Origin of the sequence: Calothrix anomala FACHB-343, from assembly GCF_014696435.1 — a bacterium.
GTDB lineage: Bacteria > Cyanobacteriota > Cyanobacteriia > Cyanobacteriales > Nostocaceae > Aulosira > Aulosira anomala_A.
The window spans coordinates 169,469-190,510 of the sequence record NZ_JACJQG010000001.1; the positions used below are offsets into that span (position 1 = coordinate 169,469).

Consider the following 21,042-nt stretch of genomic DNA (forward strand, 5'->3'; position numbering starts at 1 on the left):
CTTTTGACTATGGACTATGGACTTTCGACTACCTGAGTGCAAAATATACAATTTAAATGCGTAATACCACTTTTCTATGAAGATGCATATAATTAGCCTGCCTTTGCAGGCTTTGTTTGTTTAGCCCCACCCTTCTAGGGTGAGGGCGTTAATGTGCAGCGTCACTGCTTCTGCTGTCTCTCGCCTATTTAGTTAAAACGGCCACCAAAAAGGTTTGGTCTCAGTATAAGTACGGCTAATAGTCCGGGAATCGGGACGTTGTGCTTGTTTAAAATCCTTACCTAACATTTCATATAAGGCTTGAGAGGGGTTTTCAGATGGTTTCAAACTGAATAAAGTTTGCGCACTATAATGATTGCAACCAACGCCTCTGCGTTCTACTGCACAAACAACAGGTTGGTTGTTTAATTTATCAGTCGTTAAATATTTAGAGCTACCCGTATTATAAATATTCTGTAAAGTTTTAGCTGCATTCTGACACTGTTGCAAAGCATCGCTAGCTGAGAAGTATTGGGGAAGAAAATTCAAAATAGTGTAATCTTTAGCAGTTCCACCATGAACCAAAGTTAAAGTAACCGTTGGTGTATTGGTGTTAGCCTTACAGGTGACTTGGACGTTACTAGCTTTGCTGGGTGCAGAGATTGCTGTAACCGCACCCAAGGCTAAGATTGGAGTCATGCCGATAGTTATCCAAGATAGCCATTTATTCATACTTGCCTCACTCCCTTTATTGACCAAAATTTAGGCTTGAATATACACTCATAATATTATGATTATTTTTAGTTAAATTTACTGAATTTACACTAAAAAAACATTTAAGTAATTTTTGCCTGGGATTGATTTTTCCCGACACATAATGAAACAAATATCTCGCCAAATTGTTGCTACTGGTAGTGTTTATATTTGCTGTCTAATAGCTAGTTTTCCTTCCTTCGCCCAAATATCTGCCGATAACACACTTCCTAGCAATAGTCAGGTTTTACAATCCGGTAACCTCTTTGAAATTACAGGCGGTACACAATCCGGGAGTAACCTGTTTCACAGCTTTCGCGACTTCTCTGTACTTGAGGGTGGCGAGGCTTTTTTCAAGAATGCAAATAATGTAACTAATGTTACTAATATTATCAGCCGAGTCACAGGTGGATCGATTTCCAACATTAATGGACTGATCCGGGAAAATTATGGTGCTAATTTTATCTTGATCAACCCCAGTGGGATTAACTTTGGCCCCAAAGCCCAACTCAATATAGGTGGCTCTTTTTTAGCAAGTACGGCGGAAAAAGTCAAATTTGCCGATGGTGCAGAATTTAGCGCTACTAATCCAGCTACCCCACAACTCACTATTAGCGTGCCCATTGGCTTGCAATTTGGGCAAAATCCCCAAGCAATCAACGTCCAAGGTGATGGGCATAACATTACTTTGCAAAGTCCAATTTTCTCGCCGTTTACCATCGGCGATAACACCGGACTCAAGGTGACACCAGGGCAAACTTTAGCCTTGGTGGGTGGTAACATTAACTTTGAGGGCGGAACGGTTACAGCTAAAGGCGGACGCATTGAATTAGGTAGTGTGGCTGGGGGTTTAGTCAGCCTGGATACGACTGCTCAAGGCTGGAATTTAGGCTATGAAGGAGTCAGCAATTTTCAGGATATATCTTTATCACAAAAAGCCTTCGCAGACGCTAGCGGTTTAGGTAGTGGCTCAATTCAGTTGCAAGGAAGAAATATTGCCATTAGAGATGGCTCGGTTGTGTTAATTCAAACCCTGGGTAATGATGCGGCAGGGGGGATTAATGTTCATGCTTCTGATTCCTTGTCTTTGATTGGTACTACAGCTAATGGACAAATTTCCAGTAACTTATTTACAGAAACTCTTGGCGGTGGTAAAAGCGGCGATATTAGAGTTTCTACCCCCAGCTTATTGCTGCAAGATGGAGCAGCGATATCTGCGGTGACTTACACTAGTGCGGCTGCTGGGAATGTGGAGATTAACGCCGCCGATTCTGTAAAAGTATTGGGATTTTCACCAGTTAACCCCAGCCGCTTCACTAATATTACAGCAGCAACTTTTGGGGCTGGTGATGCCGGTAGGTTGACTATATCAACACAACAGTTAACGGCAATGTCTGGCGGAAGTATTGCTTCTGTGACTGCCGGAACAGGCCCCGGTGGAAATGTGACGATCAATGCTGCCAAGTTGGTAGAATTAATCGGCGTCACACCTGGTGTTTTTACCCCCAGTGCTGTATCAGCAGGAACTGGCGGCCCGGGCAAGGCTGGCAGCGTCACCATTAATACTCAGCGTTTGGTGGTGAAAGATGGGGGCAGAGTGGATGCTTCTACCTTAGCAAGCGGGATGGCTGGTAGCGTGACAATTAATGCTACGGATGCTGTAGAGGTGAGTGGTACAGTTCCTGGCTCGGTGAATCCCAGTTTGATAATCTCCTCCGCTAACATTGTCGATGAGACTTTACAACAGTTGTTGCGAGTGCCTGCTATACCCAGTGGTGATTCTGGAGACATAACAATTAACACGGGGAAATTGACTGTCACGGATGGGGCGCAATTGACTGTCAGAAATGATGGTAACGGGGATGCTGGCACCTTACGGATCAATGCTGGCTCGATTTTGCTCAGTAGTGGAGGTACGATCGCGGCAGACAATAAAGGTGCCGGATCTGGTGGAAATTTAATAATTGATACGGGTAAGTTGACAATTAGCGATCGCGCTTTTTTATCGGCGTCAACATTTGGCGATGGAACCGGCGGAGATATTAATATCCGCGCTACCGACTCAGTAGAAATAGTCGGTACTGGATTTGCCGAAATGCAAGGAACTTTTCAAGTCGGAGCGCTGTTGGGTTCACTGAAGCCGAGCGATCGCGGAACTGGCATTTTTATGAGCAATTCCGGTGCAGGTAGTTCCGGTAACCTCAATCTTCAGACTCCCTCCTTAATTATGCGTAACGGAGGTATCATAGCCGATCTCACCTTTTCTCGAGGTGTGGGGGGAAACCTAAATGTTTTTGCCTCCGATCTAATTGACTTAAATGGTTCTGCCATTCAAACAGGAAATGTCATCGGTAGTACAGGTACGGCAGGTGATATCAAAATTGATACCAAACAATTATTGTTACAGGATGGCGCTACCTTTGTCAGTGCTACCTTCGGTAATGGTTTAGGTGGAAGTATTGACATTAACGCAACTGATAGCGTTCAGATCCAAAGAACACCAATAGGGGCGGCGCTGTTAACTGGAATCTACACCAATAGTACCTTTGGTACGGCAAGGGGCGGCGATTTGCGAATTGACACTGGCAAACTATTTGTAGAAGCAGGGGTAATTGGCAGTAATACAGGAACTTCTACCCCGGCTGGCGTCATTCCCTTTGGGGGGCCTGGAGGCAATGTTATTGTTAATGCCAGCGAATCTGTAGAAATTGCCGGAGTCTTACCAGATCCAAGATTTCCTAGTGGTTTGGGAACCACAGGTTTTAGCGCTGCCCGATCAGGCGATGTAACGATTAATACTAAAAAATTAATTCTCAGCGAAGGAGCAGATGTATCAACTGCGACTTTGGGTGCGGGGATTGGGGGAACTTTAACTGTCAACGCTTCTGAATCTATTGAACTGAGCGGTAAGACTGTCGGGGATTTGACATTAGGTGGGATATCGGCGGCGGCTGGTCGAGCAACATTACCAGAACTAATAGCTACAGGCGCTTCCGGCGATATCAGAATTTCTACTAATAGATTAATTGTGCGGGATGGGGCAAAAATTGACGTACAAAGTTTAGGTAGCGGTAATGCTGGGAATATGCAAGTGGTGGCTAACTCCATCTTCTTAGATAATCAAGGCACTATCTCTGCTGCTACTACCTCTGGTGAAGGTGGTAACATCTCCCTGCAAACAGGTTCTTTACTCATGCGCCATAACAGCCAAATATCTGCCACGGCTGGTGGTACTGGTAACGGAGGTAACATCACGATTACAGGCTTTAGCCCTGCTAACTTTGTGGCGTTGTTGGAAGGAAGTAAGATTACAGCCGATGCTGTTGCGGGTAGAGGTGGTAATATTAGCATCAACACCAGAGGATTATTTACCTGTCCGACTTGTCAAATTAGCGCTAGTTCTCAATTAGGTATTGCTGGACAAATCAGTGTCACAACTCCAGAAGTGGAAAGTAATTTTGAAGTTGTGGAAATACCCCAAGAAGTAGCAAAACCGGAACAAGTGGTAGCACAAGCTTGTCGGGCGACTACTAGTCAAAATCGCAGCGAATTTACTATTACTGGGCGGGGTGGTTTACCGCCTCGTCCTAGCGAACAGCTAAGTAGTGGTGCTTTATTTAGTTTTGAGCCTGCTGCTAGGGCGGCTACAGAGGTGCAGTCTACTTCCCAATTACCATTACCGGCTAGAGGTTGGTATGTGAATAAGCAAGGTGTGGTGGTTCTTGCTAGTCAATCGCCTAATTCGAGTCCTTATAATTCTGGGTTAAGTTCACCTGATTGTCAGTAAGGGTTTCACGCTTATGTAGCTTTCTTAAGATAGTTATGTGCAATTATCGGCTTAGTTAATATCGTTTTGGGTGAGTTGATGAGTTTTTAAACGCAAAGGCACGCGGAGGTTAACGCGAAGTTTCGCAGAGTGTTTTACTAGCCAATTCGCTAGGAATTAATGACATTGTTTATTTAGTTAGTATCGCTTTGGGTGAGTTGATGAGTTTTTAAACGCAAAGGCACGCGGAGGTTAGCGCGAAGTTTCGCAGAGTGTTTTACCAGCCAAGTCGCTAGGAATTAATGACATTGTGTATTTAGATGTGAGGATTTTAGGTGTATTTTCCCAGAAATAAAGTAAATTTTTTATATCAGGCAGATTCGCAGAGTTGCAGAGGAGAATGCAAGATAATAGTCGAAAAAGTATTTTGAGAACTCATGTTTGGCGACAGAGAAGTTATTTATCTCCTTGTGTGAGCTTGATGCTATTGTTGCATCTGCTGTATCAGATAAACTCTGCTTCCGCCCAGTCAATTAATCCGGTTACCCCTAAGCCACCGGAACAAATTCCGCCTAATCCCCTACCACCAACAAATCCACCAATTCAAGTACAACCGACGCCACCACCAACCCCGGATGAAGTTTTGGATATTCCCGGAACTATTACGGTGCAGAGGTTTGAATTTGTGGGGAATACAGCATTTAGTCAAGAACAGTTAAATTCAGCGATCGCTAATTTTACTGGCAAACCAATCACTTTTGCACAACTGCTGAGAGCGGCTAATCAAATCACTGAATTCTATGTGCAAAAGGGCTATATTACCTCTGGTGCTTACATCCCCGCCCAAGAATTTCGCGGTGGGACTGTTAAAGTTCAGGTAGTAGAAGGCAGTTTATCGGATATTCAGGTTAACGTCACCAAAGGACGGTTGAACCCTGATTATGTTCGCAGTCGCATTGCGATCGCTACTCATACACCACTTAATATTAACAGTCTCCAGGAAGCGTTGCAACTTTTGCAACTCAATCCCCTAATTGAAAGCTTAGATGCAGAACTTACTGCGGGTACTCGTCCGGGTGTAAATTCGCTCACAGTTACAGTCAAGGCGGCGAAAACCTTTAGCGCTCAACTGAATTTAAATAACAACCGTAACCCCAGCGTTGGCAGTTTAGAGCGGAGTATCGCTTTATCCGAAGATAGCCTTTTCGGAATAGGCGATCGCTTTAATTTTACTTATAAAAACACCGATGGTAGCAATAGCTTTGAAGGTGGTTATACTTTACCGATAAATGCCCGCAATGGCAGTATAGGTTTTAACTATCGCATTAGCGATAACCGGATTATTGAACCACCATTTAATGATTTAGATATTGAGGTAGATTCCCGTGAGTTTGAGTTATCTTTTCGTCAACCGATTATCCAAAGAGCTACGCCAGATATTAGCCAAGAACTCACATTAAGTTTAACCGCCGCGAGAAGGGAAAGTAATTCTTCCATTCAAGGCGTAGAATTTCCCTTATTTCCTGGCGCTGACAACCAAGGAGAAACTAGGTTAACAGAATTAAGTTTTGCTCAGGAATGGCTACAACGGAGTCGCCAAGAAGTTTTCGCTGCCCGTTCGGAATTTAACTTAGGAATTGGAGCCTTTAACGCCACAGTTAATAGCAGCGAACCAGACAGCCGTTATTTTCTCTGGCGGGGACAAATGATTTATTTGCGCCTTCTGAGTCAGCCAAATACCCAAAATGCGATCGCGCCGACTTTGTTATTGCGTTCTAACCTGCAATTAGCCACTACTTCTCTACTTTCCCTCGAACAGTTTAGTCTAGGCGGTCAAGGAACAGTAAGAGGTTATCGCCAAGATGCATTACTCAGCGATAATGGCTTTTTTGCTTCTGCAGAACTGCGATTACCCATCGCCAACTTCCCAGAAATTAAAGGAACTTTGCAAATCGCTCCATTTATCGACTTTGGCACTGTTTGGAATACAGGCAGAGACAATCCCAACACTAATACCCTAGCAGGTACAGGATTAGGGCTACTTTGGCAAATGGGCGATCAATTCACCGCCCGCTTTGACTGGGGTATACCACTGATAAATCTTGATACCGACAAGCGGACATGGCAAGACAATGGTTTGTATTTTCAGTTGGAGTATAAAGCGTTTTGAGGGGTTAGGGGTTAGGGGCTAGGAGCTAGGGGCTAGGGAATAAGAGGGAAAAGGAGGACAAATGACAATTGTACAGACAAAGGTTCATCGCGTCTCTAACCAATGACAACTGACAACTGACAACTGACTATTAACTAAAATGATTTATAAAAAATACCGTCGTTTATTAATATTGATTTTTTCTGGCTTATTGGGACTGTTATCCACTATTACTATCCCCGTTAGGTCGCATTCTCTTAATTTACAAGCTTTATCTAATCAAAGCTGTTCTTCAGCGTCTCCTTGTCCGCAGCAGAATGCTGACGCTGGCGCTTTGGAGTTAGCTAGAGATGGGGAACGGCGCTACAATGCTGGAGATTTGGAAGCAGCAGCGCAGTTATGGCAACAAGCGGCTGAGTCTTATGAGAAAATAGGCGATCGCGAAGGGATGACGAAAAGCCTAATTAATAAATCTCAAGCTTTACAAGATTTAGGGCTGTATCCCAAAGCCTGCAAGACTTTACTTCAAGTTTTTGCGATTCCTAATCCTAACTGTAGCGCTAGCCAAATCGAGCAACTACAAAAAAATCTGACTCAAAAACCCGATTCATTGACTCGCACTCAAGCTATTGGTTTACAGAGTTTGGGTGATGTACTGCGCAGACAAGGTTTATTGCAAAAATCCCAGGAAATTTTGCAGTTAAGTTTATCGTCGCTTCCGGAATCGCCAGCAAAAAGCGCTGTGCTATTGAGTTTAGGGAATACCGAACGAGCATTAGGTAACCAAATCCGCGATCGCTGGGATTATGATCTAGTTACAGAAATTATTGATCGCAAATCTGTTATTGATGCCCTAGCACCTTACCAAAAAGCGTTTAACTACTATCAGCAAGCAGTAAATATAGCTTCAGCGCCAGCCATTCCCAAAGTTCAAGCCCAACTCAATTATTTTCAGCTATTACGAGAAACCCAAGAATGGTGGAACGAACAAACTAACCGCCGTATTGCTTCTTGGAAGAGATTTTCGGAAGCGAAATTAATTCAACGCGCTCAAGATTTTAACTCGCAGTTACAATCGCAGTTGAGCCAAGATGCGCAAACATTGCAAAATCAAATTCCTTCTCAGTTGGCGACTTTGACACCCAATCGTGCGGGAATTTATGCTCAGATTAACTATGCTGAATCTTTGCTGCACAGCAACCAAACATCAGAGGTAGAATCTTTACTCAAGAATGCACTACAACAGGCGCGGACTTTACAAGATAAACGAGCCGAAACCTACGCCCTTGGCTATTTAGGGAAATTTTACCGCCAACAAGGTGAATTAACTCAAGCAACTCAGCTGACGCAGCAAGCGCTGATGTTATCCCAAGAGCAAAATATTACTGGCGACGCTAGAGAAATTACTTATTTATGGCAATCGCAATTAGGCGGTTTACTTAGAAAACAGGGCAATTCCAAAGGCGCGGTCGCAGCTTACACCGCCGCATTTAATACACTGCAATCTCTACGTAGCGATTTAAATGCTAACAACCAAGACGTTCAATTTGACTTTATCCAAGAAGTTAAACCTGTCTATATAGAATTAGTTGATTTGCTCTTGAAATCAAATTTGAGCAATGAGGAATTAAACTACCTCATTGTTCCCAATCCTAACCTTAATCGGCAAAAAGCTGAGACGAAAAAAGCGCAAGATCGTTTAGAATTAGCGCGGAGAGTGATCGAATCTCTACAATTAGCTGAATTAGATAACTTCTTTCAAGATCCTTGTTCTGAGACTACAAATGTAGCCGTACAAATTGATAATATTGACCCTTCTGCTGCCGTTATTTATCCTATTGTGTTACCAGATAGGATAGAAGTCATTCTTTCTTTAGCTGGAAAACCCTTACAAGAAGTAAAAATTCCCATTCAAGAATCAGCAGTTAATGAGACTTTAGACCGACTTTATGATTATTTAGATAACAGTAGTATTAATAACTCTGCCCGGAATATTTTCTCCACATCTAACCCGAATCCCAGAGAATTAAAAGAAAATATTGAGACACTGTTACCAATTTTTGCAGAAGTTTATAACTGGTTAATTAAACCTTTCGAGAATCAGTTAAACAGCAACCAAATTCAAAATTTAGTCTTCGTGTTAAATGGCAGATTGCAGCGAGTACCCATAGCAGCCCTGTATGATGGACAAAAATATCTCATTGAAAAATATAGCGTTGCTCTGGTTCCTAGTTTGCAATTAATTTCACCACAAAAACTGCAAAGACAAAAATTAAAAGTATTAGCGGCGGGAGTCAGCGAACAAATAAAAGTTCAAGGCGAATTTTTTGCTGCACTAGTTAACGTACCCAAGGAATTAGAGCAAATTAAACAAACTTTTCCTGGTTCCCAGAAGTTACTCAATCAAGAGTTTACTGCTAAAACAATTCAGAAAAATTTACAACAGAATTACCCAGTAGTTCACTTAGCAACACATGGATTATTTAGTTCAAATCCCCAGCGTAATTTTATTATTACCGGCGATGGTCAAAGTATTAGTATTGATGAATTGAGTAATTTGTTAAAGGAAACAGGTACAACAGTAGAACTATTAGTGCTGAGTGCATGTGAAACCGCTACTGGTGACGAACGCGCTGTTTTAGGTTTAGCTGGTATGGCTGTGCGTTCAGGCGCTCGCAGTACTCTTGCAAGTCTTTGGCCTGTGGGTGATACTTCTACAGCAGTATTTATGGGTGAATTTTACCAACACTTAAAGCAGCCAGGAACTAAACAAATAGAAGCGCTAAGAAAGGCTCAATTATCGCTTTTAGAGTCTTTAAAATCGAATCCAACTTTTCCTGAGTTAAAAAATCTTCCTCCCCATCCATATTATTGGGCACCTTATGTATTAGTAGGCAATTGGCAATAACTGTTTTTGGGGTAGAGTAATGTGATTAAATTCATTTGTACAAAGGTATGCTTTTTTTAACGCAAAGGTACGCTGAGGTTAACGCAAAGGTACGCTGAGTTTTTTAAGTCTATATCTTTGACTATTGACTATTGACTATTGACAGCCTTCATCAGCTATTTAGATTTACATCGCTTTTACTGATTACAACCAATTCCCTACCAAAATAAAAGATGCCCAATGATAGGGACGATGAAAATTTGTATTAGGAAATTGGTGGAGAAAAGCTAATTGCACATTACGCAATGCTTCTGCTTTAGTAATTTGAGGTTTATTAAGTTCCTGGTAAAACCTAATCATAAATTCAGCCGTGGAAGCATCGTTAACTTGCCAAACTGCTGCCAGAGTACTGCGCGCGCCAGCGCTAATTGCTATTCCTGCTAATCCTAAAGCAGCGCGATTATCACCTCTTGCTGTTTCACAAGCGCTGAGAATTAGTAATTCAATTGGCTTGTGCATTCTGGAATAATCTAAACGTAGTAATTCATTTAAATCTTTAACGCGAATTTGGGCTTGCCAATCTAAAATATAAGTTTCTTCTGGATTAGAACTAAATTTACCGTGAGTTGCTAAGTGAACAACATTAAAAGGACGGGAATTAATTTCTTGCCGGATATTCTCTTGAATAAATTTTTTATTTTCTAGAATTTGGCTATGGGGAACTCTTTGTTTTATTCCTGTTAATTCTAAGGCGACACTCTCTATCGTTCCTAAACCTGCTTTTTGGAAACTAGGAGCATCAGTAGCACCAGCAATTAAAACATTTAAATTTTCTCTTTTTAAAGGTTTTGGTTCTAGTAATTGCAACCCAGAAGTAACGCTGACTGCATATCTTTCTATTAAATATTTTTTTCCACCATAAAGCATAGACATGGGTAAGTTTCGCAGCGAACCATCTAAAATAAATACTAAGTTTTTAATTTGGCTTTGTTCGCGATTGCTGGTGATTTCTAATTCGGTTTCAAATGGTTTAATTAACCAGTTATATAATTGTTGAGATTGTTTTTTAAAGCGAAAAAGGCTGCTAGTTATTTTTTCTGCAGATTGTCGCAGTTGGTTAACTGTTTCATCTACTTGAGTTTGCGAAACATTTTGATTGGCATAGTGACGTAAATTATCAACACCAGGTAATTTAATAATTACTTCTAATCTATCTGGTAAAATAATGGGATAAACAACTGCGGCGTTAGGGTCTAAATTATCAATATTTACTGCTACTGGTTTAGCGCAAGAATCGCCAAAGAAATTATCTAATTCAGCTAATTGTAGAGCTTCCATAATATTACGCGCTTGTTTCAAATCTTCTCGACTGGGTTCAGAAGAACGCAAGAATAAATCAACTAATTGTCTGTATACAGGTTCTACAGTTTCGCGAAAAGAAAATTGAATTTCTGGATTGAGAGCGACTAAATCGCTACGTAAATCCTTGAGAGTATTAAAAGCTTGGGTGTAATATTTAATGGCTTCGGGGTTGGCTTCGCGGTTATTTTTGGTTTTTTCTGCCTGATTTTGGAGAATTCTGCCCATTTGCCATTGCCATTGATAAGCAATATCTGATGCATTACTTGCTTGGGCAATTATTAAGGCAGATTGGGTAAATTTTTGTGCCTTTTCCCATGCAGATATTTTTTCATATAATTCGCCAAAAATACCAAGAGCGTATGATTCTGCTCGTTGATCTGCTAAATTTTGTGATTGGGTAATTGCGGTATTTAATATGCGCTGAATTTCCGAATAATCAGGATTGAATTTAATCAGGTTTTGGGCAAAGTTTACACGAGCATAAATAGCAGAGCGGCTAGGAGGTAATTGTTGGAGAGCAGCAGTAATTTCTGGGACTAAATGAGTAATAGATGAAAAATCTTGGCTTTCAATTAAGACAGCAAATTGATTAAGCTTGACTTGAGCTTTGATTAATTGTGAAGTGGTAACTTGGTCTGCTTGTTGATAGCGATTTAAGGCTTGTTTGATATATTGCTGAATAATTTCTGTATCTTGAACTGCTTTTGCTCTTCTAGCTAAAGCTACCTCAGTATTACCTAAAGCGAGTAAAACTTGACTTTCGGCTTGGGGTAAACCAACTCGTTGCGCGATCGCTAAACTAGTCTGTAAAATTTTGTGAGACTGTTCTAAATCCCTAACTTGGCGGTAAATATTGCCCAAATTGAGCAAGCCAGTTACCTTAAACTCAGAATCTGGTTGTTGATTAATTTGTTGTTCTAGCTGCGTTAAAATCTTGCTAGCGCGACGATACAGCCCTAAAGATTGCATCGCTAAAGCTTGATTCATCTGGCTACCCATAACGCCAGTGCGATCGCTTGCTTGACTATATAATAATTCTGCATTCTCCCAAGCTGCTAAAGCTGCTTCTCCGTTACCTGTGGCTAGTTGTAAATGTGCTTGCGCATTCTCTGCTTGGGCGCGGGCTTGATTAACCTGGGGGCTGGGTGATAAATCTTTTAATAATGACAAACTTTGATTAATCGCTGCTTGTGCTGGTTGCCATTGTCCTAGTTTTTGCTGGGCTAAAGATGTAAAAGTTAAAGCTTGGGCTTGCTGAAGGATATCTTTGGTATTTTGGGAAATCTTTAACGCCTGTTGTAGTGTTTGCGCAGCTTGGGCAAACTGTTGAGCATCATAATATTTTTTACCCTGTTGCAAAAGTGCGATCGCAGAATCTTCAGCCTTCACCGAAAATAAAGTTGAGGTACCTAAGCTAAGTAGCAAACTCAAACCAGCAATTAATATCAACCGCCAAAACTTCATGCTTTTTCCCTCAACCCTTGACAATCGGGAACATTTAACCAATTACCTTTAGGTGTAACTACCACAGGTTCAGCAATCAAATTCACCGCACCATCCACCCCTTTCACCCAACCTTGAGCCTCAACAATTTTCGCTGCATTATCTAATTGATGGTGTTGCTGATGGCTATTAATAGCTGCTGATGTTGGTAAATTCTCTGGTTGTACTAATCGCCAATCTTCCCAAGCTGCGTCTGGGTTTAAGACTTCGCGGGGTGAAGCAGGTAAACCACCACGACCTGTAACAATAAATTCGCTACCCTGACTCGCAGCTACACAAAGATTTTGATTAATTAAGCCCGCCACATTCACAACATCTTTGGGTAATTCTGTCAAGCCTTGAGAAGGATCTACATCCGCATTGCTGATTTCGACAACACCCGCAACCCCAAATTGTGAACTAGCAGTGATATCACTTAAATCAGTTTGTCGTTCGCGAAACTGCAACCCAAAAACGCCTTGGGTAGAAATATTAATCTTTCCCCCTCGACCTTGAAAAGCATCGGCGGTGATATCGCTATTTTCTTGCGCAACGCTGACAATAAACGGAGCCTGAATCGTAATGTTTCCACCATCGCCGCCAGCATTTGCAGTTCCCGCAGTTGTCGAGATTTGGCTATTGTGGCGCAGTAATAGAAATTCTTTGATATCTAAAGTGATATTACCGCCATTTGTCGAGCGAGTTTGGGCTGTAATCTTGCTATTATCCAGCCTGATTTTATCGGCGGTAATGCTCAAATTACCTGCAATTCCTTCGCCTTTACTACCAACTGTAGCCTGCGCTCCCTGTGATATTAGTAACTCAGGAGTTTGAATCGTCAAAGAACCCCCATCGCCTTGATTTTCAGTTTGTGCAAACAAACCGCTAGAAATTTGTTGATTGGCTGAGGTTCCTGTAAGTTGCACTAATTGGGAAGCATTAATCGTTAAAGTTCCCGCTTTTCCCAAACCAAAGGTGTTAGTGGAAATTTGTCCGCCATCCCGAACCAGTAACACAGGGGCGGTGATAGTTAAAGCGCCAGCGTCTCCCGTAGCTCTACGGTTAGCTTGTACGTCTATTTTGCTAGGATTTAAACCATTAGCGGAAGTACCAATTACTTCTACAGATTTATAAGCATTAACTGCTACAGTTCCTCCCCTCCCAGAACCGAAAGTGCTAGCAGAAATTAGCGCCCCATCTAAAATTTGCAATACAGGAGTGTTAATTGTTAAAGAACCCGCATCACCTGTTTGTCTGGTGGAAGCGAATAAGCCACTGGAACGCTGATTGTTAGGTGTAGTCCCACGAATTTGGACTAATTCAGTAGCATTGATAGTCGAACTTCCGCCCTTACCCGCCCCAAAAGTACCAGATCCCACCTGCGCCCCATCTAAAATTTGAAAGACAGGCGTATTAATTGTTAAAGAACCTGCATCACCTTTACCTTCAGTTTGCGAAACTAAGACAGCAGATTGACCATTAGCTGCTGTTCCCCTGGCTTGGACTAATTTTGTCGCATTTACAGTTAAATTTCCCCCTTTACCGAAGTAACGAGTTGAAGATGAAACCTGCGCGCCATCCAAGACTTGTAACACCGGAGTATTAATGGTTAAGGAACCTGCATCGCCTTGACCTTGAGTCACAGCGATTAATGCACTAGGCTTATTATTGGCGGAAACACCAATTACTTGAATTAATTCCGAAGCATTGACAATGACATTTCCTCCGCGACCATCTGATATGGTGCTAGATGAAGCTTCTGCACCATCACGAATCAACAACACAGGAGTATTAATCGTCAATGTCCCGGCATTTCCCGGCCCTTGAGTCACAGCTATCAAAACGCTAGGATACAGACCTATGCCGCTTAATTCTACAGAATTAGGCGCATTAACGGTCAAATTTCCGCCTTTTCCTGGCCTATTGGTGAAAGTATAAACCTGTGCCCCATCGCGAATTTTTAACACAGGAGTATTAATAATTAAAGAAGCTCCATCCCCAGTGCTATTAGTCGTAGTGCCTATACTGCTAAGATTTTGACCATTAATTGCAGATCCTATTACTTCTATAGAATCGGTAGCATTCACAGTCAAACTGCTATCTGTTCCTGTTCCTAAGGTATTGATTTGAATTTTAGAACCATCGCTCATCTGCAAACGACGGCTTTGTACTTGAATGTAACCGCCAGTGTTACCACTGGTGACAACGTTAGCTTGTTGTGACAGAGAAATATTTTGGAATTCTTGCACGCCTTGATAACCAAGACTATAGCCAGTTACTATTGGTGTGAGATTTACTAAACTATTACCCGCAACACTTCCTAACTCAATTCGTCCATCAATTGCGCGGACAATTCCCGCTTCGAGAATCACATCACCACCCACCAAAGCTAAAGTTTTTTCTGGCTGAACTTCCAAACCATTAACTGCACGATTAACGATACTTCCAGGATTCGCCCCAAATTGTAAACCAATGGGAGTGCTGACAGTTAACAGTGGTTTTGTGGAAGATACAGCAGTATTGAATTGATAACCATCAGCAAATTTGACGCTAGTAGCTGTACTTGCTATAAATGAGCCGTTAATATCTAATTTGGCATTGCGCCCAAAAACTATACCATTGGGATTGATTAAGAATAAATTTGCATTGCCATCTATGCCTAAAGTGCCGAGAATATTTGAGGAATTACTGCCCGTTATCCGGCTAAAAATCTGAGTAATTCCCGTAGGATTGGCAAAATAAACTGTTTTGCCCTCTTCAATATTAAATTCTTGAAAACTGTGAAATAAATTGGTGTCGCGGATTGCGCCACCATCTATGCGGTCAGCAGCCGCTCCTTTGATAATGACGTTGGGTGTAATTACTGAACTTTCTGTTCCTAGAGTATTATCTTGAGTAATTTGGGCTACTGCGGGATAGTTGAAGAAGGCGATCGCCAAAAATCCCATCAGTAGATATGAGGAGTGGTTTATCATTGGTCATGAGAGACGCGATGAATCGCGTCTGTACAATTGTCATTGGTCATTAGTCATTTGTTATTTTTGAATTTTGAATTGTTAATTGCAGTCGAAACTGTAGCCCTAAATTGTTTAGGACTAAAGTATTAACTCGGAATTTATCAAAATAAAAATTCTCAAAAAAAAATACAGGTCAGCAGAGTCTGCTTGACCTGTATTTTAACAAGCTATTTATCTTTAGTCATTTGTTGTTAATACTAATAACAAATGACAAATGACTAATGACAAAGCGCAAAGTCTGAGCGCCGACTTCCGGCGCTCAGACGGCAGTTCCTTTAAGCGGGGGAACCCCGCCAACGGACTGCCTCAACTTTGTAAGAATGACTAAATTATTTAGCACCTATTTGAGCAGCGACTTCGTCAGCAAAGTTGCTTTCTTTCTTTTCAATGCCTTCACCTAGTACATAGCGCACAAAGCGTTTAATTGTGATGTCTTGACCCAGTTTAGACTTAACTTGCTTCACCAAGTCTTCCACAGAAATGCTTTGATCGCGAATGAAAGGCTGATCTAGCAAAGCCAATTCTTTAAGACGTTTTTCAATCCGTCCTTGAACAATCTTTTCTTTGACGTTCTGTGGCTTGTTAGCTAAATCGTCCCGCCCCAATTCTACTTCTTTTTCTTTTTCAGCAACTTCAGCCGGGATTTCGCTGACACTGACAAATTCCACGTTGGGGCAAGCAGCTATTTGCATGGCAGTGTTCCGCGCTAAAGTTTGGAACTCTTCATTGCCAACTACTGCATTAGTTTCAGATTCTACTTCAACTAATACACCAACTCGACCACCAGTGTGAATATAGCTGTCTACTATACCGGATTTGCCTTCGGCGATGGAAAAATTGACAAAACGGCGTACTTGGATATTTTCACCAAGCTGGGTAATAGTTTGCTTAATGAATTCATCGACAGTTACACTTGCATCTTCAATGTAGGGTTGAGGTAATAAAGCTTCAACGCTATCAGCTGCGATCGCTTGTTTTGCCAGATTTTTCACTAAAGCCTTAAAAGCATCGTTACGGGCAACAAAATCGGTTTGGCAGTTGACTTCTATCAGTACACCTACTTGAGAACTTGATTCTATGTAAGTGTCTACTAGACCTTCAGCTGCAACGCGATCGCCTTTTGTACCACCTTTAGCGATGCCCTTTTGCCGCAACCAATCTATGGCTTTTTCGATATCGCCATCAGTTTCTGTTAGTGCTTTTTTGCAGTCCATCATGCCAGCATTGGTTTTTTGGCGTAGCTCTTGGACTAGTTTTGCAGATATTGCCGCCATGTTGCCTCAATTCCTAGTTGACCTCGAGTTGTAATCGCTCACGGGTGTTGAGTATTTCTATCTTACTCAGGGCTGGGGATCAAAAAACGATCAATTGTCAAGTAATGAAGTATGAAATTTTATTTTTAACCTTTCATACTTCATTCTTTAACTAATTATTCTTCGTCTTCGTCATCGCTTGCGTATGTACCAGACAACTCAGTGTCGTCATAGTCATAGTCTTCTTCAGCGCCTTCGTAATCGTCATAATCCTCTTCAGCATCCAACTGACCATGACGACCTTCATAAATCGCATCCGCTAATTTACCGACGATCAGCTTAATAGATCTGATAGCGTCGTCATTTGCTGGGATGGGAATATCTACGACATCGGGGTCACAGTTTGTATCTAACATCGATACAATGGGAATTCCCAATTTTTGACATTCTTGAACTGCGTTATACTCCCGGCGTTGGTCTACAATTACCACCACATCGGGAACTTTCCGCATGGTTTTAATCCCGCCCAAATATTTTTGTAGCTTCGCCATTTCCCGGCGTAACATTGAAGCTTCTTTTTTCGGCAACAAGTCCAATGCTCCGCTTTCTTCGCGGCGTTCCAAATCTTTGAGACGGTCTACACGGGTTTTAATAGTTGCCCAGTTGGTGAGCATTCCACCCAACCAACGTTGGTTGATGTAGTGGGAACCACAACGACTAGCTTCTTGGGCAATGATTCCTGCTGCTTGTCGCTTGGTACCGACAAAGAGGAATTTCTTACCTTGTTCCGCCTGTGTACGCATATAAGCATATGCATCTTCCATCAACTGGGCAGTTTGCACCAAGTCGATAATATGTACACCATTGCGGGAAGTATAAATGTACGGAGACATTTTTGGGTTCCAACGGCGGGTCTGATGCCCAAAGTGAACCCCTGACTCCATCATCTGAGCCAATGAAACGACTGGCATATATTCTTACTCCGATTCGGGTTAAACCTCCACCCAGGCGTATTTCTCAATTGGGAAACACCCGAACTCCTGGATGTGCGAGATTAATGAGCCATACTAGGGTAACACATTTGGGTTGTTGTGGACGCTCGTGGAGAATTTAGGGAGTAAGACTGGGAGTGGTGAGGGGGATAAGGGGGACAAGGAGGACAAGAAATTTTAGATTTTAGATTTGCGATTTTGGATTTCAATCTAAAATCTAAAATCCAAAATCCAAAATTGTTTCAATGCCCAATGCCCCATGCCCCATGCCCAATACCTTGTAACTTAAATAACAATTTTTTATATATTAAATTTCCCTGACTTATGTCAGCAATTTTTGTTTAAAAAACGGCTTGAAAACCTGTTTTTGGGCTTTTGGTGAATCTTTGCAGAAATTATTATCGATTTAATCTGCTAAATATCTGGTTTTCGGGTGTAATCTCGATATACAGTAACTTACACAATAGACTGTTGCCATAATTTACACCTTGAGGTAATACCATGAGAAATTATGCTGACAAACAGGACTTAATATTTAGTCAAAGTAGGGATTTTAGCGGATGCGACTTAAGCGGAATTGACCTGAGAGCAGTGGATTTAAGTGGTGTTAACTTTTTAGGAGCAGATTTGCGTGGTGCTAATCTGTCTGGTTCTATGCTCACTGGTGCTAACCTGCGCGAGGCTAATTTAATGCAAGCTGTGGTATCAGAAGCGAATTTAATTGATGCCGATTTAACCCAAGCGAATTTATGTGGAGCAGTTTTATGGCGATCGCAATTTTGTGGTACTAATTTTTCTAGAGCTTCCTTGTGTGCCGTTGATTTAAGCGAAGCTGACCTCAGTGAAGCCTGTTTAATTGAAGCATCTTTAATTGAAGCCAAATTAATCCGCGCTAATTTAGCAGGCGCAAAGCTATGTGGTGCAATTTTATTAGAAGCAGATTTAACTGATGCTAATTTAATTGGTGCAGACCTGACATGGGCTAATTTAACATCGGCTAATTTAACTGAAGCTAGGCTTTGGGGAACAAAAATAATTTATACCAAACTGCGGGACGCAATTATGCCTGACGGTACAATTCAGGAACCGCAAATAGCGTTTATTTAAGGAATTATCTAAATTATGGGTGCATCAGTTTGTAGCCAAGACTAAAGTCCTGGCTACTTAGCCTATAATTAAAACTCACGGCGTGAGAATATCAAAATAGCGATCGCTAACAGCATGGAACTGTAAAGTAAACCATAACCAGCATTAGCAATTAATGTAGGTGCGCTAGGTAATGCTTGCAAACCGTAAACTGCTTGATTTTTTAAATCTAATCTCGATAAATCGGGCAAGATTAAATACAAAGCTTGAGTTAAATTTTCAATACCAGGATTCTGGCTGAGACGACCAAATTTTAATAAATCTTGGGAGATATTCCCCATTAAATAAACAGCAAAGGTTAAAATTACCGCTAACAAAGAACTGGTAAATGAACCGAAGCTGATAGCGACAGCATTAATTAAAGATATTTGCAGAAATAAAAACAGTACAGCAATTAAAATACTAGCTATCCCATAGGGAATATGTGCTATTTGGAGAAATCCTAAGTAAATCACCGTCATAGTCGTGACGAGTACAGCTAGCACAGCCGATAAACCGAAATATTTACCAGTAATAAACTCACTGCGACTGATGGGTTTAGCAATCAATACTAAAACGGTGCGTTTCTCGATTTCTTTGTTGATGAGTCCTGTACCGACAAACACAGAAACGATTAAACCGATAACGCCCATTAAAGCTATGCCAAAATCTAAGAAGATTTTGCCTTCAGTACTAGCTGCAATTTCTGGAAGTATGCGCATTGCGGCGGCGAGAATGAGCGTATAAAAACCGATAATATATAAAATGCGATCGCGTATCACTTCCTGGAATACATTACTCGCCATTACAAAGATTCTGCTGAAATTCATCATATTATTAGGGGCTAGAGGCTAGAGGCTAGGGGTTAGGGTCTAGGGGGAAAAGGGGGAAAAGGGGGACAAGGAGGACAAGGAGGACAAGGAGGATAATTGTACAGACGCGATGAATCGCGTCTCTGACTAATGACCATTGGTACCCAAAACACATCTACGCCAAAATTTTAAATAAAGAATGAAAAATTGTCTCTACCGGAATTCTCGGTTAGAGACAATCAGCAGACTATTACAGCAAATTAGAAATAAACGTACTCTTCCCGATAAAGAAACAATCGAGAATATCAGACTGTTGACTGTTGACTGTTGACTGTTGACTGTTGACTATTGACTATTGACTGTTAACTGTTGACAAACTATAGTTTAGCGTTGAGCAGGAGGTAACCCAATAATTGGTTTACTAATAGGGCCGCACTCAATTTCCGCAATTAGGGAAGTTTGCTCTGACTTTTGAGTAGTTGATCTATTCTTAGATTCTGCAATTGGGCGAATTTGACAGGACTGTCTTAAATAATAGCCTCGTGGGTCGGAACTAGGCCCAGTCCAAATGCTGAGTATATCTAGATTATATTCGTCTTTTTTACGCGGATTGGGATTTGTAATTCTAGGTTCAATCCGCCATAAATTCTTCTCTTCTTTATCTTTTAGGCGCTTATTGTCCAGAACTTTCTGTCCCAGGTTGGCGATATTCGCGTTAGCATTTTGCAGCCATCTTTCTACTTGTGACCAAGATTGTTTCTCTATGGATCTTTCAATTCTGGGTTGCATTTCTTTCAAAATTGCTGCACCATTGGGAGAAATCTTTAGTGGTGGCTCAGTTCTAATTACAAAGGTACTGCGTTGAAAATTATCTGATAATAAACTAGGATATTCTGCTACCCAGTTATTCACAACAAAATAAAATTGAATCCAGCAACTGAGCAACATTGAGCTAGCAACTAAAACCACAATTTTTTGTCTATCTTCTGGTTTAGGAAGTTGAGTTTTGGCATCAGTACCGCTACCTTCAAAAAACTCTGGTATAGCAGTAATTAATGCGGAGATTGTCGGCCAATAAACAATTGTATTCGTTGTGAGTACATTCCTATCGCTGTGACCAAAGGCAAAAACACTGACTAAAAATCCTGTGATGACTGCACCTACAGGCATATAAGTCCCAGGGATTCTGGCTGGATCATCGGTAGTATACCAAGCTGTACCTGCGATGAGAAATAACCAACCAAAAAATGCAATAGTATCTCGGATAGCGCCAGTGGCAAAGTATGATATTGCCCAAGAGAAGATACTTAGATAGAGTAATGTTTGCCAAGAATAAGCTCTTTCAGGAATAAAGAATTTTTTAATTCCTGCATAAACATCAGAAATAAAATTGGTTAAACCCAATAAGTCTTTAAATAATGTGTTCATAGTTTACAGCACCTCTAAATTGTTAAGCGATCGCTAT

The 21,042-nt window shown here is 41.4% G+C and carries 11 protein-coding genes; 4 read left to right on the plus strand and 7 right to left on the minus strand.

From position 1 onward, the window contains the following. Positions 1-192: 192 nt before the first annotated feature. Positions 193-711, minus strand: coding sequence for a COP23 domain-containing protein (locus H6G08_RS00615; protein ID WP_190538365.1), 519 nt, complete (start codon positions 709-711; stop codon positions 193-195). A gap of 145 nt (positions 712-856) precedes the next feature. Between H6G08_RS00615 and H6G08_RS00620 the strand changes: the two genes are divergently transcribed. From H6G08_RS00620 to H6G08_RS00630, 3 genes are all read left to right on the plus strand, one after another. Beyond that, positions 857-4,519, plus strand: a complete 3,663-nt coding sequence (locus H6G08_RS00620; RefSeq protein ID WP_190538366.1) for a two-partner secretion domain-containing protein — start codon at positions 857-859, stop codon at positions 4,517-4,519. 379 nt (positions 4,520-4,898) lie between these two features. Further along, positions 4,899-6,668: a ShlB/FhaC/HecB family hemolysin secretion/activation protein gene (locus H6G08_RS00625; RefSeq protein ID WP_190538367.1), complete on the plus strand. Its 1,770-nt coding sequence runs from the start codon at positions 4,899-4,901 to the stop codon at positions 6,666-6,668. A 139-nt stretch (positions 6,669-6,807) separates the two neighbouring features. Continuing rightward, positions 6,808-9,555: a CHAT domain-containing protein gene (locus H6G08_RS00630; protein WP_190538368.1), complete on the plus strand. Its 2,748-nt coding sequence runs from the start codon at positions 6,808-6,810 to the stop codon at positions 9,553-9,555. Positions 9,556-9,738: 183 nt separating this feature from the next. On the opposite strand, the gene H6G08_RS00635 is transcribed toward H6G08_RS00630, so the two are convergent. From H6G08_RS00635 to rpsB, 4 genes are all read right to left on the minus strand, one after another. Then, entirely contained in the window at positions 9,739-12,360 is a 2,622-nt protein-coding gene (locus H6G08_RS00635) for a CHAT domain-containing protein (protein ID WP_190538369.1), read from the minus strand. Beyond that, positions 12,357-15,353, minus strand: a complete 2,997-nt coding sequence (locus tag H6G08_RS00640) for a two-partner secretion domain-containing protein (RefSeq protein WP_190538370.1) — start codon at positions 15,351-15,353, stop codon at positions 12,357-12,359. The genes H6G08_RS00635 and H6G08_RS00640 overlap by 4 nt, the downstream gene beginning before the upstream one ends. 371 nt (positions 15,354-15,724) lie before the next feature. Beyond that, entirely contained in the window at positions 15,725-16,669 is a 945-nt protein-coding gene (gene tsf / locus H6G08_RS00645) for a translation elongation factor Ts (RefSeq protein WP_190538371.1), read from the minus strand. 155 nt (positions 16,670-16,824) lie between these two features. Continuing rightward, positions 16,825-17,619: a 30S ribosomal protein S2 gene (gene rpsB / locus H6G08_RS00650; RefSeq protein ID WP_190538372.1), complete on the minus strand. Its 795-nt coding sequence runs from the start codon at positions 17,617-17,619 to the stop codon at positions 16,825-16,827. A gap of 522 nt (positions 17,620-18,141) precedes the next feature. Between rpsB and H6G08_RS00655 the strand changes: the two genes are divergently transcribed. After that, entirely contained in the window at positions 18,142-18,747 is a 606-nt protein-coding gene (locus H6G08_RS00655) for a pentapeptide repeat-containing protein (protein WP_190538373.1), read from the plus strand. A gap of 68 nt (positions 18,748-18,815) precedes the next feature. Here H6G08_RS00655 and H6G08_RS00660 read toward each other — a convergent pair whose 3' ends face one another. Both H6G08_RS00660 and fraD read right to left on the minus strand, forming a co-directional pair. Next, positions 18,816-19,595 carry an ABC transporter permease gene (locus tag H6G08_RS00660; protein WP_190538448.1) on the minus strand — a complete coding sequence of 260 codons (780 nt, stop codon included), beginning with the start codon at positions 19,593-19,595 and terminating at the stop codon, positions 18,816-18,818. Between the two features lie 366 nt (positions 19,596-19,961). After that, the gene (gene fraD / locus H6G08_RS00665; protein WP_190538374.1) at positions 19,962-21,005 is read right to left on the minus strand and encodes a septal junction protein FraD; all 1,044 of its coding nucleotides are present in this window, start codon (positions 21,003-21,005) and stop codon (positions 19,962-19,964) included. Positions 21,006-21,042: the final 37 nt, after the last annotated feature.

What these genes read in the sequence shown, in the direction of transcription:
- H6G08_RS00615 (WP_190538365.1), bottom strand. Translation starts at nt 711, where the DNA reads ATGAATAAATGGCTATCTTGGATAACTATCGGCATGACTCCAATCTTA.
- H6G08_RS00620 (WP_190538366.1), top strand. Translation starts at nt 857, where the DNA reads ATGAAACAAATATCTCGCCAAATTGTTGCTACTGGTAGTGTTTATATT.
- H6G08_RS00625 (WP_190538367.1), top strand. Translation starts at nt 4,899, where the DNA reads ATGCAAGATAATAGTCGAAAAAGTATTTTGAGAACTCATGTTTGGCGA.
- H6G08_RS00630 (WP_190538368.1), top strand. Translation starts at nt 6,808, where the DNA reads ATGATTTATAAAAAATACCGTCGTTTATTAATATTGATTTTTTCTGGC.
- H6G08_RS00635 (WP_190538369.1), bottom strand. Translation starts at nt 12,360, where the DNA reads ATGAAGTTTTGGCGGTTGATATTAATTGCTGGTTTGAGTTTGCTACTT.
- H6G08_RS00640 (WP_190538370.1), bottom strand. Translation starts at nt 15,353, where the DNA reads ATGATAAACCACTCCTCATATCTACTGATGGGATTTTTGGCGATCGCC.
- tsf (WP_190538371.1), bottom strand. Translation starts at nt 16,669, where the DNA reads ATGGCGGCAATATCTGCAAAACTAGTCCAAGAGCTACGCCAAAAAACC.
- rpsB (WP_190538372.1), bottom strand. Translation starts at nt 17,619, where the DNA reads ATGCCAGTCGTTTCATTGGCTCAGATGATGGAGTCAGGGGTTCACTTT.
- H6G08_RS00655 (WP_190538373.1), top strand. Translation starts at nt 18,142, where the DNA reads ATGAGAAATTATGCTGACAAACAGGACTTAATATTTAGTCAAAGTAGG.
- H6G08_RS00660 (WP_190538448.1), bottom strand. Translation starts at nt 19,595, where the DNA reads ATGAATTTCAGCAGAATCTTTGTAATGGCGAGTAATGTATTCCAGGAA.
- fraD (WP_190538374.1), bottom strand. Translation starts at nt 21,005, where the DNA reads ATGAACACATTATTTAAAGACTTATTGGGTTTAACCAATTTTATTTCT.